17 protein-coding genes are annotated in these 15123 nt (G+C 67.7%); 12 read left to right on the top strand and 5 right to left on the bottom strand.

Features of this window, described 5'->3' with window-relative positions:
• A partial coding sequence (locus tag AC2VOP_RS02065) for a TetR/AcrR family transcriptional regulator (protein WP_486959423.1) occupies positions 1–448 on the bottom strand: 448 nt, incomplete at its 3' end.
• 103 nt (positions 449–551) lie between these two features.
• Between AC2VOP_RS02065 and AC2VOP_RS02060 the strand changes: the two genes are divergently transcribed.
• The 5 genes from AC2VOP_RS02060 (at position 552) to deoC (ending at position 4167) form a co-directional block, all read left to right on the top strand.
• Entirely contained in the window at positions 552–1898 is a 1347-nt protein-coding gene (locus tag AC2VOP_RS02060; RefSeq protein ID WP_486959417.1) for a DUF445 domain-containing protein, read from the top strand.
• A gap of 92 nt (positions 1899–1990) precedes the next feature.
• Positions 1991–2383, top strand: coding sequence for a helix-turn-helix domain-containing protein (locus tag AC2VOP_RS02055; protein ID WP_486959422.1), 393 nt, complete (start codon positions 1991–1993; stop codon positions 2381–2383).
• A gap of 105 nt (positions 2384–2488) precedes the next feature.
• Positions 2489–3094, top strand: a complete 606-nt coding sequence (locus tag AC2VOP_RS02050) for a heparin-binding hemagglutinin (protein WP_486959416.1) — start codon at positions 2489–2491, stop codon at positions 3092–3094.
• Between the two features lie 48 nt (positions 3095–3142).
• Positions 3143–3421: a DUF2516 family protein gene (locus AC2VOP_RS02045; RefSeq protein ID WP_486959421.1), complete on the top strand. Its 279-nt coding sequence runs from the start codon at positions 3143–3145 to the stop codon at positions 3419–3421.
• 41 nt (positions 3422–3462) lie between these two features.
• On the top strand, positions 3463–4167 hold the full coding sequence (gene deoC, locus AC2VOP_RS02040) for a deoxyribose-phosphate aldolase (RefSeq protein ID WP_486959420.1): 705 nt from the start codon (positions 3463–3465) through the stop codon (positions 4165–4167).
• Between the two features lie 44 nt (positions 4168–4211).
• Here deoC and AC2VOP_RS02035 read toward each other — a convergent pair whose 3' ends face one another.
• From AC2VOP_RS02035 to AC2VOP_RS02025, 3 genes are read right to left on the bottom strand one after another with little or no spacing between them, the layout of a single operon-like run.
• Positions 4212–4997 (bottom strand): LmeA family phospholipid-binding protein, encoded by a 786-nt coding sequence (locus AC2VOP_RS02035; RefSeq protein WP_486959415.1) that lies wholly within the window; start codon positions 4995–4997, stop codon positions 4212–4214.
• Positions 4994–5815, bottom strand: coding sequence for a carbon-nitrogen hydrolase family protein (locus tag AC2VOP_RS02030; protein ID WP_486959414.1), 822 nt, complete (start codon positions 5813–5815; stop codon positions 4994–4996). The genes AC2VOP_RS02035 and AC2VOP_RS02030 overlap by 4 nt, the downstream gene beginning before the upstream one ends.
• A gap of 9 nt (positions 5816–5824) precedes the next feature.
• Positions 5825–6367 carry a DUF2505 domain-containing protein gene (locus tag AC2VOP_RS02025; RefSeq protein WP_486959413.1) on the bottom strand — a complete coding sequence of 181 codons (543 nt, stop codon included), beginning with the start codon at positions 6365–6367 and terminating at the stop codon, positions 5825–5827.
• Between AC2VOP_RS02025 and AC2VOP_RS02020 the strand changes: the two genes are divergently transcribed.
• Together AC2VOP_RS02020 and AC2VOP_RS02015 are read left to right on the top strand one after the other, a co-directional pair.
• Positions 6355–7467, top strand: a complete 1113-nt coding sequence (locus AC2VOP_RS02020; RefSeq protein WP_486959412.1) for a UDP-N-acetylmuramate dehydrogenase — start codon at positions 6355–6357, stop codon at positions 7465–7467. The two genes, AC2VOP_RS02025 and AC2VOP_RS02020, sit on opposite strands and share 13 nt — an antisense overlap.
• A gap of 132 nt (positions 7468–7599) precedes the next feature.
• Positions 7600–8877: a L,D-transpeptidase gene (locus AC2VOP_RS02015; protein WP_486959419.1), complete on the top strand. Its 1278-nt coding sequence runs from the start codon at positions 7600–7602 to the stop codon at positions 8875–8877.
• On the opposite strand, the gene AC2VOP_RS02010 is transcribed toward AC2VOP_RS02015, so the two are convergent.
• Positions 8855–9613, bottom strand: a complete 759-nt coding sequence (locus AC2VOP_RS02010; protein ID WP_486959411.1) for an SDR family NAD(P)-dependent oxidoreductase — start codon at positions 9611–9613, stop codon at positions 8855–8857. The two genes, AC2VOP_RS02015 and AC2VOP_RS02010, sit on opposite strands and share 23 nt — an antisense overlap.
• A gap of 27 nt (positions 9614–9640) precedes the next feature.
• Here AC2VOP_RS02010 and mshA point away from each other — a divergent pair, with 27 nt between their 5' ends.
• The 5 genes from mshA to regX all read left to right on the top strand — a co-directional run bounded on the left by mshA (position 9641) and on the right by regX (position 14707).
• A complete protein-coding gene (gene mshA, locus AC2VOP_RS02005; protein ID WP_486959410.1) occupies positions 9641–11098 on the top strand; it encodes a D-inositol-3-phosphate glycosyltransferase in 1458 nt (485 codons plus the stop codon).
• On the top strand, positions 11095–11640 hold the full coding sequence (locus AC2VOP_RS02000; RefSeq protein ID WP_486959409.1) for a type III secretion system chaperone family protein: 546 nt from the start codon (positions 11095–11097) through the stop codon (positions 11638–11640). Before mshA ends, AC2VOP_RS02000 begins: the two co-directional genes overlap by 4 nt.
• 12 nt (positions 11641–11652) lie before the next feature.
• Positions 11653–12402 carry a phosphoglyceromutase gene (locus AC2VOP_RS01995; protein ID WP_486959408.1) on the top strand — a complete coding sequence of 250 codons (750 nt, stop codon included), beginning with the start codon at positions 11653–11655 and terminating at the stop codon, positions 12400–12402.
• Between the two features lie 312 nt (positions 12403–12714).
• Entirely contained in the window at positions 12715–13905 is a 1191-nt protein-coding gene (locus AC2VOP_RS01990) for a sensor histidine kinase (protein ID WP_486959407.1), read from the top strand.
• A 115-nt stretch (positions 13906–14020) separates the two neighbouring features.
• Positions 14021–14707, top strand: a complete 687-nt coding sequence (gene regX / locus AC2VOP_RS01985; protein WP_486959406.1) for a two-component sensory transduction protein RegX — start codon at positions 14021–14023, stop codon at positions 14705–14707.
• Positions 14708–15123 lie beyond the last annotated feature (416 nt).

Here is a 15123-nt window from a genome sequence, read left to right as displayed (position 1 = left end):
GCATCACCGCGAGCATGCGGGCGATGATCCGCTCGGAGTCGGCGATCACCTTGCTCTTGCTGGCCGAGCTGTTGGCCATCACGAACCGGTACGGCTCGGGTTCGGCCGCCACGGTCTCCACGTACACCCGGATGATCTCGCGGGTCAGGTCGAAACCGTCCAGGTTCGACGAGAGCGCGGCCGCCATGTTGGGAATCAGCGTGATCTGCGAAAATCGCATCATCACCGCGGTGGTCAGGTCGTTCTTGTCGACGAAGTAGCGGTACAGCACGGTCTTGGCGACGCCGATTTCGCCGGCGATCTCGTCCATGCTCACATAGCGACCGCGTCGTCGGATCGCTTCGATCGTCCCGTCGATCAGCTGGTTGCGGCGCTCCACCTTGTGCTGGTGCCAGCGTCGCTTGCGTCCGTCGGCTTTCACAGTCGGCGCCGGCATCTGTTCTGCCACTATCGCGGATTCCCATTCACTAGACCCATCGATACTACGTTGCAACCGGGTTTTGCCGGTGGGCCGGTAACAGTAACTCGTTGCCCGCATAGCGGATGATGGTGTGGTGCTACACCGCGTTCATCGAGCAGCTGACGCGGCGTCATCGGTTTCGCTGGCGGAATCGTTCGCCGGCGCAGACCCGGTGGCGGACGCCCAGCGACTGGTGGCGTTGCGGCGGATGAAGGTGGTGGCGCTGAGCTTCCTGCTCGGCGCCACCGTGGTGTTCCTCGCGTGCAGGTGGGCACAGGGCCACAGCATGACCGGCATGGCGCCGATATGGCTGGGTTATCTCGGTGCCGCCGCGGAAGCCGGTATGGTCGGCGCGCTGGCAGACTGGTTCGCCGTCACCGCGCTGTTCAAGCATCCCCTGGGCATACCTATCCCGCACACCGCGATCATCGAGCGCAAAAAGGATCAGCTCGGCGCGGGCCTGGGCACGTTCGTACGGGAGAACTTCCTGTCGCAGGAGGTGGTCGAGGCCAAGCTACGGGACGCCCAGGTGACTGGCCGGCTGGGCAAGTGGCTGTCGGAGCCCGCACATGCCCGGCGGGTGGCCGCCGAGGCGGCCACCGTGCTGCGGGTGTTCGTGGCGCTGCTGCGCGACGAGGAAGTCGAGTATGTGATCGACCGGATGATCGTGCGGCGGCTCGCCGAACCGAGCTGGGGTCCGCCGGCCGGTAAGATCCTGGCCACCCTGCTGGCCGAGAACCGCCAGGAGGCGCTGATCCAACTGCTGGCCGACCGGGCGTTTCGGTGGTCGCTGAACGCCGGCGAGGTGATCCAGCGGGTGGTCGAACGTGACTCGCCGAGCTGGTCACCCCGGTTCATCGACCATCTCGTCGGCGATCGGATTCACCGCGAGCTGATGGACTTCACCGACAAGGTGCGCCGCAATCCAGACCACGAGCTGCGCCGCAGCGCGACCCGTTTCCTTTTCGAGTTCGCCGACGACTTGCAGCACGATGCCGCGACGATCGCACGGGCGGATGCGGTCAAGGAGCAGTTGATGGCCCGCGAGGAGATCACCGCAGCAGCCGCGGCGGCGTGGGCGACCCTCAAACGGCTGGTGCTCGAGGGTCCGGAGGGGGCAGCAGAACCGTCGGGGGCGCTGCGCACCCGCATCGCCGCCGCGACCGTGCAGGTCGGTGAATCGCTGCGTGACGACGCCGAACTGCGCGACAAGGTGGACAACTGGGTGGTACGGGCCGCGCAGCGCCTGGTTGCGCAGTACGGGGTGGAGATCACCGCGATCATCACCGAGACCATCGAGCGCTGGGACGCCGCCGAGGCCAGCCGGCGGATCGAACTGCACGTCGGCCGTGACCTGCAGTTCATCCGGATCAACGGCACCGTCGTGGGCGCGCTGGCCGGGCTGGTCATCTACGCGATAGCGCAGCTGCTGCTCTGACCAGCGCTAACTGGCGCTTGCAAAAGTTAGCAGTAGGCCGTATGGTGGTGCTCGCCGGTACCGGCCATTCGACGAGGGATAAGGAGGTGCGCGTGTCGCAGGACGACAAGCTTGCCGCCGTGGTGTCCACCGCTGCATCGGATATCGGCAGTTTCATCCGAGCGCAGCGTGAAGCCGCGCAGGTGTCGGTGCGGCAACTGGCCGACAAGGCCGGTGTCAGCAATCCGTATCTCAGCCAGATCGAGCGCGGATTGCGCAAGCCGTCTGCTGACGTGCTCAACCAGATCGCCAAGGCGCTGCGGGTCTCCGCCGAAGTGCTCTACGTTCGGGCCGGAATCCTCGAGCCCAGCGACAAGAGCAAGGTGCGCGACGCCGTCATTGCCGATATGGCGATCACCGAGCGGCAGAAGCAGGTTCTGCTCGACATCTACACCTCGTTCGTCCACCAGAACGGAGCTGCCGGTGAGGAGACCACTGCTGTCTGAATGCTGTCTGAATGCTGTCTGAAAACTGTTTGAACCTGCTTGAACCTGCCCGGATCTCACCGGAAAACCACGGCAGAACGAAATCCATCAACGAAAGGAAACATCATGGCCGACAACCCGACCACTGACGACCTGCGGGCCCCGTTACTCGCCGCGCTCGGCGCGGCCGATCTGGCCCTGGCCACCGTGACCGATCTGGTCACCACCATGCGGGAGCGCGCCGGGGAAGCTCGAGGCGACGCCGGCAGCCGGTTCGAAGAGCGCCGCGCCCGGCTGGCCAGGCTGCAGGAGGACCTGCCTGAGCAGTTCGCCGAACTGCGGGAAAGGTTCACCTCCGAGGAGCTGCGCAAAGCCGCCGAAGGCTACGTCGAGGCAGCAACCAGCCGGTACCACGAGCTGGTGGAGCGCGGCGAGGCCGCGCTGGAGCGGCTGCGCAGCCAGTCGGGATTCGAGGACGCCTCGGCGCGCGCCGAGGAGTACGTCGACCAGGCTGTTGAGCTGACCCAGGAAGCGCTGGGCAACGTCGCATCGCAGACCCGTGCGGTCGGTGAGCGCGCCGCCAAGCTGGTCGGCATCGAGCTGCCCAAGAAGAACGCGGCCAAGAAGGCGCCGGCCAAGAAAGCCCCCGCCAAGAAAGCCCCGGCCAAGAAGGCCCCGGCCAAGACGCCCGCCAAGAAGGCCCCGGCCAAGAAGAAGGTCACCCAGAAATAGGGGTCGAGTCGACGTTCGGGACGGTATCCGCCTAGTCTTGCAGCCGTGATGGCTGTGGGCCTGGTGGATACCGTCCTTACCGTTTTGCTGATCGTCGCGGTGGTGACGACGGTCTACGCGTTCGTGCACGCGGCGATGCAGCGAACCGACGCCTACACCGCGGCGAACAAGCTGACCAAGCCGCTGTGGTTGATGATTCTCGGCGGAGCGCTGCTGCTGACGTTGTTCGTCTACTCGTGGGGGTGGGCGATCGGTTTCAGCGCGGCGGGCGTCTACCTGGTCGATGTACGTCCCAAACTCCTTGAAATTCAAGGTAAGTCGCACTGAGCGACGATGACCGCTTCGGGTTGTCATCCCGGCGGCGCCGAATCACACCCCGACTCACCCGTGATCAGCTGGCCCGCGTGGTCGACCACACCCTGCTCAAACCCGAGGCCACCGCCGCCGACGTGGTCGCCCTGGTGGATGAGGCCACCGAGCTCGGCGTCGCCGCGGTGTGCGTGTCGCCGTCGATGGTGCCGATCGCGGTCCGCGCCAACCCCACCAACCCCACCAACCCCACCACCGCGCCGATCGTTGTCGCAGCCGTGGCGGGTTTTCCGTCCGGCAAGCATCTGTCCGCGGTGAAGGCGCAGGAGGCGGCGCTGGCGGTGCAGGCGGGCGCGGGCGAGATCGACATGGTGATCGATGTCGGCGCCGCGCTGGCCGCCGACTTCGCCGCGGTGCGAACCGACATCGCGGCGGTTCGGTCCGCCGTGCCGAGCGCGGTGCTGAAAGTGATCGTGGAGTCGGCGGTGCTGCTGAGCTTGGCTGATGACCACGTTCTGGCCGGTGTCTGCCGCGTCGCGGAGGAGGCCGGGGCCGACTTCGTCAAAACCTCAACCGGATTTCACCCGGCCGGTGGGGCGTCGGTGCGAGCGGTCAGGCTGATTCGCGCCGCGGTCGGCCAACGGGTGGGGGTCAAGGCCAGCGGCGGCATCCGCACCGCCGCTGACGCGATCGCGATGCTCGACGCCGGTGCCACCCGGCTGGGACTGTCGGCGACGCGCGCGGTGCTCGACGAACTCGGTTAACCGTTAACACCGGCGCTGGCAGGCTCACAGGCAGGCTCAGATGGTCACAGGTGCGCGAAGCAGGGGTTGTCGTCGTGCGACGGGATGGCGGCGTTGCGGCTGGAGAAGTGGGCCGCCACTCCGGTGTCGGTGACTTGGACGCTCTCGGCCCGCAGGCCCAGCGGGTATGTCCGGGTCAGTTGTTCAGCGAAAGTGTCCAACGCCGGTTGCACCGTCTCCCTGGGCAGCGTCACGCTGCCCAGCCCGGTCAGGCTTTCCACCTGCAACGACAGTGCGCCGTTGACCACGCGCGGTTTGACGGTCACGCCGGCCAACCCGAACGCACCCTGGAGTTCGACGGTGCCGTCGCCGGGGTTGGTGGTCACGCCGGAGACCAGCTTGCCCAGCAGCGGAACCATATCCTGGATGGTCTCCTTAATGCCTTCGGACGGCCAGGTGAGGGTGGCGTCCAGGGTGCCGATGGTGCCCGCGGAGTTGCCGTTGTCGTGCAGCCGCACGTCGAAGATGTTCAGATCGGCCTGCATTTTTTTGGCTTGCATGATCTGGTTACCGGCGGTCTCGATAGAGATGTTGGTGTAATCGCCGGTGATGTGTTGCCACAGGAACGGCGGTGATACCCCGAACGACACGCTGGCCTTGTCGTGGACCACGCACTCGGTCGCACTGGCCACCTTGCCGTCGGCTATGTGGCGGGCATACAACTCGGCGCCGATCAGGCCGGCTAACGTCAGCGCCACCACCGTGATGACGATCAGCGTCAGCGCCAGCGGATCACGCCACAACCGGGCGGAGCGGTTCCCATGCTGCGGAGGTCCGGGCGGGTTCGTCATCCGCGTGATTCTGCCCTATCGAACTGGGCACGGTTGCTCAGCACGGCGAGTGTTTTCCGGGCGGCGGTGACGGCGTCGAGTTCGATATCGACGATCAGCAGCTGCGGCTGCGCACCCGCCGATGCGACCACCTCACCCAACGGTGAGGCGACCAGGCTGTGACCCACTCCGGTCGGCGCGCTTGTTCGGGAGTCGACACGCGGACCGGGTTGGGCCTGCCCGACGGCGGCGATATAGCTGGTCGAATCCAGCGCGCGGGCACAGGCGAGCAGCTCCCACTGTCGCAGTTTGCCGGGGCCGGAGCCCCACGACGCGCACACCGCGATCAGTTGCGCGCCCCGGTCGGCCAGCTCGGCATACAGTGCCGGGAACCTGATGTCGTAGCAGATGGTCAAGCCCACCCCGACGTCGTCGACGGTGATCACTACCGCCTCGCGCCCGGGCGCGACGGTGCGGGACTCGGTGAAGCCGAACGCGTCGTAGAGGTGGATCTTGTCGTAGTGAGCGGTTCCGGCAGCCGTGCCGACGCCGGCGGCAAGCAGGGTGTTGGCGACCCGGCCGTCACCGGCCGGCGTGAACATCCCGGCGATCACGGTGATCCCGGCGCGCGCCGCAACGTCGCGCACACCGTCGGCCCACGGTCCGTCGAGGGGCTCAGCGATCGGCACCAGCGGCACCCCGAACCGGCACATGGTCGCCTCCGGAAACACCACCAGCGCCGCCCCGCCGTCGGCGGCCCGCTGCGTGTAGTCGGCTACCAGCTTGAGGTTGGCCGACGGATCGGTGCCGCTGAGGATCTGCGCCAGGGCAACCCGCATGCCTACAGCCTAAGGTGGGCCTGGTCTGTGCCTCTGCTCGGCGACCCAGATCGAGGTGAACCGCTGTTCGGCCGTCACGAGCTCGGCCAGCTGGGTGCCGATGAAGCTCTCGATTTTGCCGCCCACCAACGGGATGTCGACCTGCACCCGCGCGGTGAAACGCAGCGTGGAGCCCGTTGAGCCGAAGCCGGCCGGCTCCAGCACAGCGGCGCCGGACAGCTGTGCCGGTGCGCCCACGATCTTGCCGGTGACCTCGGCGCGGGCCTTTCCTTCGCGGACCGGGCTCCACCTCTCGGCGCGCACCACCTCCAGGTCGCCGGGGTGAAACTGGGCGGCCAGCGCCGGCAATCGGTCCCGGCGGATGCCCTGGGTGGTGACGACCTCGATTCCGTCGGCGCCGCCGTCGCTGACCACCGTCATCGAGTCCAGTCTCGCGGTGTCCGCGCCGGAGTCGGCCAGCCGCGCCAGCCAGTACCGCTCGTCGGCGAAAGCGGCATAGACCCGTTCGACCCCGACCTGGTACTGCGCGGACAGCTCGAATGTACGCGGCACAGCTGGTCAGGCTACCGTTACCGGCCGTGGCTGGTTCGCTCTTCGCCGGTGCGCATGTCGCCGAGGCGGTGCCGCTGGCGTCGCTGACCACGCTGCGCGTCGGCCCGGTCGCGCAGCGGGTCATCAGCTGCACCAGCACCGAGCAGGTCATCGCGGCGCTGCACCGGCTGGATCGTGAGCGCTGCGCGCCGCTGCTGGTGCTGGCTGGCGGCTCGAACGTGGTGATCGCCGACGACCTGGCCGGCTTGACCGTGGTGCGGCTGGCCAACGACGCCATCGACATCGACGGCCCGATCCTGCGGGCAGAAGCCGGAGCGGTCTGGGACGACGTGGTCGCCACCTCGATCGCCGCCGGTCTGGGCGGGCTGGAATGCCTGTCCGGGATTCCGGGTTCGGCGGGTGCCACCCCGGTACAGAACGTCGGCGCCTACGGCGCGGAGGTGGCCCACACCCTCACACGGGTGCTGCTGCTGGACCGGCGCAGCGGTGCGGTGCGTTGGACGCCGGCCTCCGACCTGGGCTTCGGCTACCGCACCAGCATGCTGAAGCACTCCGCTGGTACGTCGGCCGCCGTGGTGCTGAAGGTGGAGTTCGCACTGGACCCGTCGGGTCGCAGCGCACCGCTGCGCTACCGCGAGCTGACTGCCGCGCTGGGTGCGGCCGACGGCGACCGCGTCGAACCGGCAGCGGTTCGCACCGCGGTGCTGGCGCTGCGTGCGGCCAAGGGCATGGTGTCTGACGCAGGCGACCACGACACCTGGAGTGTCGGGTCGTTCTTCACCAACCCGGTGGTGGCAGAGGATGTCTACTACCGGTTGGCGGACCGGGCAGAAGAGCCCGTACCGCACTGGGGAGTACCAGGCGGAGTGAAGCTGGCCGCCGCCTGGCTGGTCGAGCGGGCCGGTTTTTCCAAAGGCTATCCCGGCGATGACGCTGCCACGTGCCGGCTGTCCACCAAGCATGCGCTCGCGCTGACCAACCGCGGCGGGGCGACCGCTGCCGACGTGCTGGCGCTGGCACGGACCGTGCGCGACGGAGTCCACGACGTGTTCGGCATCACCTTGAAACCCGAGCCGGCGCTGGTCGGTTGCACGCTGTAGCTGTGGTTTTCGCGGTGCATGCGCTGTCCCCGGTAATCTGCGTGCCGTGAGCTGCGCTGACGACGCAGAGCGTAGCGACGCAAAGGAGACGCAAAGGAGTCGCGTTTGAGCTGCGCGGAAGATCCGCCGACGATGACCCGGCGCCGTGCCTTGGCGGCGCTGGCGGCGGGGGTGTTCACTCCCGCGCTGGCCGCTTGCGTCGGCGGTCCGGGCAAACGAGCTGAGAGCACACCGCCGCCGGCGCCGAGCCTGACCTTCGAACCCGCTGACGCGGCGGCCGACGTGTTGCCCACCGCGCCGGTCGGCGTCGAGGTTCGCGACGGGTGGTTCCAGCGGGTGGCACTGACCAGCCCTGCCGGCAAGGTGGTGGCCGGCGTTTTCAACCGGGACCGCACGGCCTACACCGTCACCGAGCCGCTGGGTTATGACGCGGTCTACACCTGGAGCGGTTCGGTGGTCGGCCACGACGGCGGGGCCGTCCCGGTGGCCGGGAAACTCACCACGGTGACGCCGACCGTGATCGTCGACGGTGGTTTCCAGCTGGCCGACGGGCAGACCGTGGGTGTTGCGGCACCGATCATCATCCAATTCGACGCACCGATCGCCGACAAGGCGGCCGTCGAGCGGGCACTGACCGTCACCACCGATCCGCCGGTAGAGGGCAGCTGGGCCTGGCTGCCCGACGAGGCTCAGGGCGCCCGGGTGCACTGGCGCACCCGTGAGTACTATCCGGCGGGCACCACGGTCAACGTCTTCGCCAAGCTGTACGGGTTGCCGTTCGGCGACGGCGCCTACGGCGCGCAGGACATGTCGTTGAACTTCGCGATCGGCCGGCGCCAGCTGGTCAGGGCCGAAGTCTCCTCGCACCGCATCCAAGTGATCCGCGACCAAGGCGTGATCATGGACTTCCCGTGCAGCTACGGTCAGGCCGACAAGCCGCGCAACATTACCCGCAACGGTGTCCATGTGGTCAGCGAGAAGTACTCCGATTTCTACATGTCCAACCCCGCAGCGGGTTACAGCCACATTCACGAGCGCTGGGCGGTCCGCATCTCCAACAACGGCGAGTTCATCCACGCCAACCCGGCCAGCTCCGGCGCGCAGGGAAACACCAACGTCACCAACGGCTGTGTCAACCTGTCGACGAGCGACGCCGAGCAGTACTACGCCAGCGCGATCTACGGCGATCCGGTCGAGGTGACCGGCAGCCCGATCCAGCTGTCCTACGCCGACGGCGACATCTGGGACTGGGCAGTGGACTGGGACACCTGGGTGTCCATGTCGGCTCTGCCGCCGCCTGCCGTCAAGCCGCTCGCCCTGACTCCCAGCACCGCACCGATCACCCCCAGCGACGCGCCCACGCTGTCGGGCACCCCGACCACCACCGCTAGCGGGTCACCCGGCGGGTAGCGCTGGCTTGATCGCGTGGCCGGATGACGATCTGGTCCAGGTTGACGTGCGGTGGACGAGACGCGACAAAACCGATCACCTCGGCGATATCGGTCGCCGTCAGCGGGGTCAGTCCCTGGTACACAGCATCTGCGCGTGCCTGGTCACCGTCGAATCGCACCAGGGAGAACTCCGTCTCCACCATGCCGGGGACGATCTCGGTGAGGCGCACCGGCTTGCCCAGCAGCTCACCGCGCAGGGTGCGGTGCAGGGCACTCTGCGCGTGCTTGGCCGAGGTGTAGCCGGATCCGCCGTCGTAGACCTCGAATGCCGCCACCGAGGTGATCGTGACGATCAGGCCGTCGCCGGAGGCGGTCAGCCTGGGCAGCAGCGCCCGGGTGACCTGCAGTGTGCCGAGCACGTTGGTCTCCCACATCCAGCGCCAATGCTGCAGGTCAGCGTCGGCCACCGGCTCTAGGCCTTTGGCGCCGCCGGCGTTGTTGACCAGCAGTGTGACCGAACCGCCGATGCGGTCACACGCCGTCGCCACCGCGGCGACCGCATCGGCGTCTGTGACGTCGGCGACGACGGCCGTACCGCCGAGCTCCTCGGCCAGCGCCGTCACCCGCTCCGCGCGCCGCGCCACTGTGACAACGTGAAAGCCTTGTGCAGCAAGTATTCTCGCGGTTGCTTCGCCGATTCCCGAACTGGCTCCGGTGACTACCGCGACGCGCTGCTGCGCCTGAGGTGCCGTCATCGATCCAACTGTAGAACCTGCTGCATTGTGCCGCGGGTTGCGTCGGCCTGGCGCATGGTGGCGCTGCGGCGCCCGGGCAGCATGGGACAGCAGGACCGGTGCTGCAAAGATGGCGGTGTGCGGCATCGCGACAGGCCCAGTGTGTCCAGTGGGGTGAATCTGGTTTTTTCTCCAGCGGGTGAGCTGCGTCGGGTGGCGGTGCTCTCGGTGCACACCTCGCCGCTGGCCCAGCCCGGTACCGGAGATGCCGGCGGGATGAACGTCTACGTGCTGCAAAGTGCGCTGCATCTGGCCCGTCGCGGCGTGGATGTGGAGATCTTCACCCGCGCGACGTCGTCGGCCGATCCGCCGACGGTGCAGGTCGCGCCCGGTGTGTTGGTCCGCAATGTGGTGGCCGGCCCGTTCGAAGGGCTGAACAAATACGACCTGCCCACCCAGTTGTGCGCCTTCGCCGCCGGGGTGCTGCGGGCCGAGGCCGCCCACGAACCCGGCTATTACGACGTTGTGCACTCGCACTACTGGCTCTCGGGCCAGGTTGGCTGGCTGGCCGCCGACCGCTGGGCGGTGCCGCTGGTGCATACCGCGCACACCCTGGCCGCGGTCAAGAACGCCGCGCTCGCCGATGGTGACACCCCCGAGCCGCCGCTGCGCACGGTCGGTGAGCAACAGGTCGTCGACGAGGCGGATCGACTCATCGTCAACACCGACTATGAAGTACGTCAGCTAGTTTCGCTGCATCAAGCCGATCCGGCACGGATCGACGTCGCACATCCCGGCGTCGACCTGGACGTGTTCAGTCCCGGCGACCGGCAGCTTGCCCGCACACAGCTGGGGCTGCGCTCCGATGAGCAGGTGGTGGCGTTCGTCGGCCGGATCCAGCCGCTGAAGGCACCCGACATCCTGCTGCGAGCCGCCGCGAAACTGCCCGGAGTACGGATTGTGGTGGCCGGCGGGCCGTCGGGCAGCAGCGGGCTGGCCGCCCCGGACGGATTGGTTTCACTCGCCGACGAACTGGGGATCACCGCCCGGGTGACGTTTCTGCCGCCGCAGTCCCGCGAGCACCTGGCCACCGTGTTCCGCGCTGCGGATCTGGTGGCCGTACCGAGCTATTCCGAGTCGTTCGGCCTGGTGGCAGTGGAGGCGCAGGCGTGCGGAACGCCGGTGGTGGCTGCGGCGGTCGGCGGGCTGCCTGTCGCGGTGGCCGACGGGGTCAGCGGCGCCCTGGTCTCCGGCCATGACGTCGGGAAGTGGGCTGAAGCCATCGCGGGCCTGCTGCGGCTGGGTGCCGGGCCCCGCGGGCAGGCGATGCGCACCGCGGCGATCAGGCACGCGGCAAGGTTCTCTTGGGAGCGCACCGTTGACGCCCAGCTGGCCAGCTACGCTAGCGCAGTCGCCGGCTTCTCGGCCGCGCGGCGTCGGCTTCATCCGATCGGATCAGCGCGCCGAGCCCGTTCCCGGGCGGCGCGGCTCGGGGTGCGGGTGTGAGCGCGACCGCCGCCGCGGTGCAGCGAGTTATCGAAGACGCGCTCGACGCGGCCGCGCTGACCTATTCACGGCACGCCGGTGCGCACGGCGGTTTACCAGGTCTGATCGTTGAACTGCCCGGCGAACGCAAACTCATCACCAACACCATTTTGACCATCGGCGAGCACTCGGTGCGCGCAGAAGCGTTCGTCTGCCGCAGACCCGACGAGAACCATGAGGGCGTCTACCGGTTCCTGCTGAGGCGTAACCGCCGGCTCTACGGTGTCGCCTACACACTGGACAACGTCGGCGACATCTATCTGGTCGGCCGGATGTCGTTGGCCTCGGTCACCGCGGAGGAGATCGACCGGGTGCTGGGACAGGTGCTCGAAGCGGTGGATTCCGACTTCAACACGCTGCTGGAGTTGGGTTTTCGGTCCTCGATCCAGAAGGAATGGCAGTGGCGGGTCTCCCGCGGTGCGTCGCTGAAGAACCTGCGGGCGTTCGAGCATCTGATCGGCGAAGACGACGAGGGGGAGGCGGGTAACCAGCGCCGGGCGTGACAGACTTGCCGCATGGGAGACACTGCCACTCTGGTGTTGCTTCGCCACGGCGAGAGCGAGTGGAATGCGAGCAATCAGTTCACCGGCTGGGTGGACGTCGATCTGACCGACAAGGGCCGCGCCGAGGCGATCCACAGCGGCCGGCTGCTGGTCGAGCACGACCTGCTTCCCGATGTGGTCCACACCTCGCTATTGCGGCGGGCGATCACCAGCGCGAACCTGGCGCTGGATATCGCCGACCGGCACTGGATTCCGGTGCGGCGCAGCTGGCGACTGAACGAACGCCATTATGGCGCGCTGCAGGGTTTAGATAAGGCACAGACCAAGTCTCGTTACGGCGAGGAGCAGTTCATGGCCTGGCGGCGCAGTTACGATACCCCGCCGCCACCGATCGAGCGCGGCAGCCGGTTCAGTCAGGACGGCGACCCGCGCTACGCCGACATCGGCGGCGGGCCGCTGACCGAATGTCTGGCCGACGTGGTGGCCCGGTTCCTGCCGTACTTCACCGACGTGGTCGTGCCCGACCTGCGGTCGGGACGGGCCGTGCTGATCGTCGCACACGGCAACTCGCTGCGCGCGCTGGTGAAGTATCTGGACGCCATGTCCGACGCCGACATTGTCAGGCTCAACATTCCCACCGGCGTGCCGCTGCGCTACGACCTGGACGCCGACCTGCGGCCCCGGGTGGCGGGCGGCAGCTACCTCGACCCGGAAGCGGCAGCCGCCGGTGCTGCCGCGGTGGCAAGTCAGGGTCTCCGATAGGACGGCCGTTTCGCCGCCGTGACGCGGCCATTGCGCCGAGCGTGAAGCCATTGCGAAAAACGACGCGGATTCTCGCGACAGTTTCACGTTCGGCGAACCCCGGCAGCGGCGAACCCCGGCAGCGGCGAACCCGGGCAGCGGCGAACCCGGGCAGCGGCGAACCCGGGCACCGGCGAACCCGGGCACCGGCGAGCTCACCCCGGGCGAACAACTCGTGAACGCTGGCCGAACAGCAGGGTTGGTACCGACAACACGGCCGTGTTCAGTTGCACGCTGCTGATATGACGTTGCTGGGGTGCGTACGATTTTGGCGTGTCTGTGGTGGTGACGTCGGTGCTCGCCGGGGCATGGGTGCTGCTGGCGCTGGCGGCGGGTACGGCGGTCGGCATCTGGCTGGCGCACCTGCTCACCGAGCGTCGGCGGCGGGAGGCCGCCGAGCGGGACGGAATCACCGTCGCGCAGATGTTGCAGCGGATCATCGCCTTGGCGCCGCTGGGCGCCGCCGTCGTCGACACTCACCGCGACGTGGTCTATCGCAACGAGCGGGCCAGGGAGCTGGGCTTGGTGCATGACCGGCTGCTCGATGACCGGGCCTGGGCGGCGGCGCAACAAACTCTGACCAGCGCGGCGGACGTCGAGTTCGACCTGTCGCCGGGCCAGCACGCCGAACCCGGTCGGTCCGGGCTGTTGGTGCGCGGGCAGGCCCGGTTGCTGTCCGAGGAGGACCGCCGGTTCGCGGTGGTGTTCGTGGAAGATCAGTCCGAGCACGTCCGGATGGAGGCGACCAGACGCGACTTCGTGGCCAACGTCAGCCACGAGCTCAAAACCCCGGTCGGCGCGATGGGCGTGTTGGCCGAGGCGCTGTTGGCGTCGGTCGATGACCCTGAGACCGTGCGCCGATTCGGTGAGAGAGTGCTGGTGGAGGCCAACCGGCTGGCCAATATGGTTGGCGAACTGATCGAGCTGTCGCGGTTGCAGGGTGCCGAGCCGCTGCCTGATCTGTGCGTCGTCGATGTCGACACCGTGGTGTCCGAGGCGATTTCACGCCACAAGGTGGCCGCCGACAACGCCCGGATCGCGGTGAGCACCGACGCGCCGACCGGATTCCGGGTACTCGGCGACGAGGCTCTGTTAATCACCGCGCTGGCCAACCTCGTCTCCAACGCGATCGCCTACTCCCCGCCCGGGTCGCCGGTGTCGATCAGCCGTCGCCAGCGTGACACCGTCGTCGAAATCGCGGTTACCGACCGGGGCATCGGTATCGTGCCCAAGGACCAGGAGCGGGTCTTCGAGCGGTTCTTTCGAAGCGACAAGGCGCGGTCGCGAGCTACCGGGGGCACCGGCTTGGGGTTGGCGATCGTCAAGCACGTCGCGGCCAACCACAACGGCAGCATCACGCTGTGGAGCCAGCCGGGTACCGGGTCGACGTTCACCCTGTCCATCCCCGCCTACCGGAACGACGATGTGGATGCGGGTTCACAACAAGAAGAAGAGGCACAGTGATGACCCGCGCCGACGACGATGCAGTGGGGGCACCTCCCGCTTGCGGGGGACGAAGCGATGAGGAGGGGGCACCTCCCGCTTGCGGGGGACGAAGCGATGAAGAGGAGTGGTGCCGATGACCAGCGTGTTGATCGTGGAGGACGAGGAATCGCTGGCCGATCCCCTGGCCTTCCTGCTCCGTAAGGAGGGCTTCGAGGCCACCGTGGTGACTGACGGGCCGGCGGCGTTGGCCGAGTTCGACCGGGCCGGCGCCGACATCGTGCTGCTCGACCTGATGCTGCCGGGCATGTCCGGCACCGACGTGTGCAGACAGCTGCGTGCCCGCTCCAGCGTGCCGGTGATCATGGTCACCGCTCGCGACAGCGAGATCGACAAGGTCGTCGGGCTGGAACTGGGCGCCGACGACTACGTGACCAAGCCATATTCGGCACGGGAGCTGATCGCTCGAATCCGCGCGGTGCTGCGCCGCGGCGGCGACGACGACGAGTCCGGCGCCGCCGACGGTGTGCTGGAATCCGGCCCGGTGCGAATGGATGTCGAGCGGCACGTGGTCATGGTCAACGGCGAGCCGATTACCTTGCCGCTCAAGGAGTTCGAGTTGCTTGAGTACCTGATGCGCAACACCGGCCGGGTGCTGACGCGTGGGCAACTGATCGACCGGGTGTGGGGGGCGGACTACGTCGGCGACACCAAGACGCTCGACGTGCACGTCAAACGGCTGCGGTCGAAGATCGAAGGCGACCCGGCCAATCCGGTGCACTTGCTCACGGTGCGCGGCCTGGGCTACAAGCTGGAGGGGTAGCGATACGGGGGCGCAAGCCTACCCTCCCTACCCTCCCTACCCTTCCCACTCTTCTCGCCCTGAGTCGCCCTTCTCGCGTTCACCCCATGACACGGATTGGCGCGGAAAGTACGCCATCGTGTATATAAGTAGAGTAACGATCTCCGAACCAGAGTAAAAGGTTGTCATGATTGACCAGCTATCACTGATCTCATCGTCGAGCACTCCGACGGCGGTGCGCCGGCCCTCGCCGCCGACGGTCTGGGTCCGAAGATCCGGACCCGGTCGCTGGTGATCGTCGTTGGTCCCGGGTGGTGCGGGAAGACCTCATCAGACCGCGTTGTTGTCCCGGCTGGGCGGCATCGTCAGTCCGGGTGGTTGCGCCGAGGGTGGGCGTCATGACCTGGGCCGACGTACGCACTACCGCTCTTAATGTA

This window comes from Mycobacterium sp. TH-M106 (genome assembly GCF_057473765.1).
Note: the sequence above shows the minus strand (reverse complement) of the source record. Positions and strands in the feature narration are given on the sequence as shown.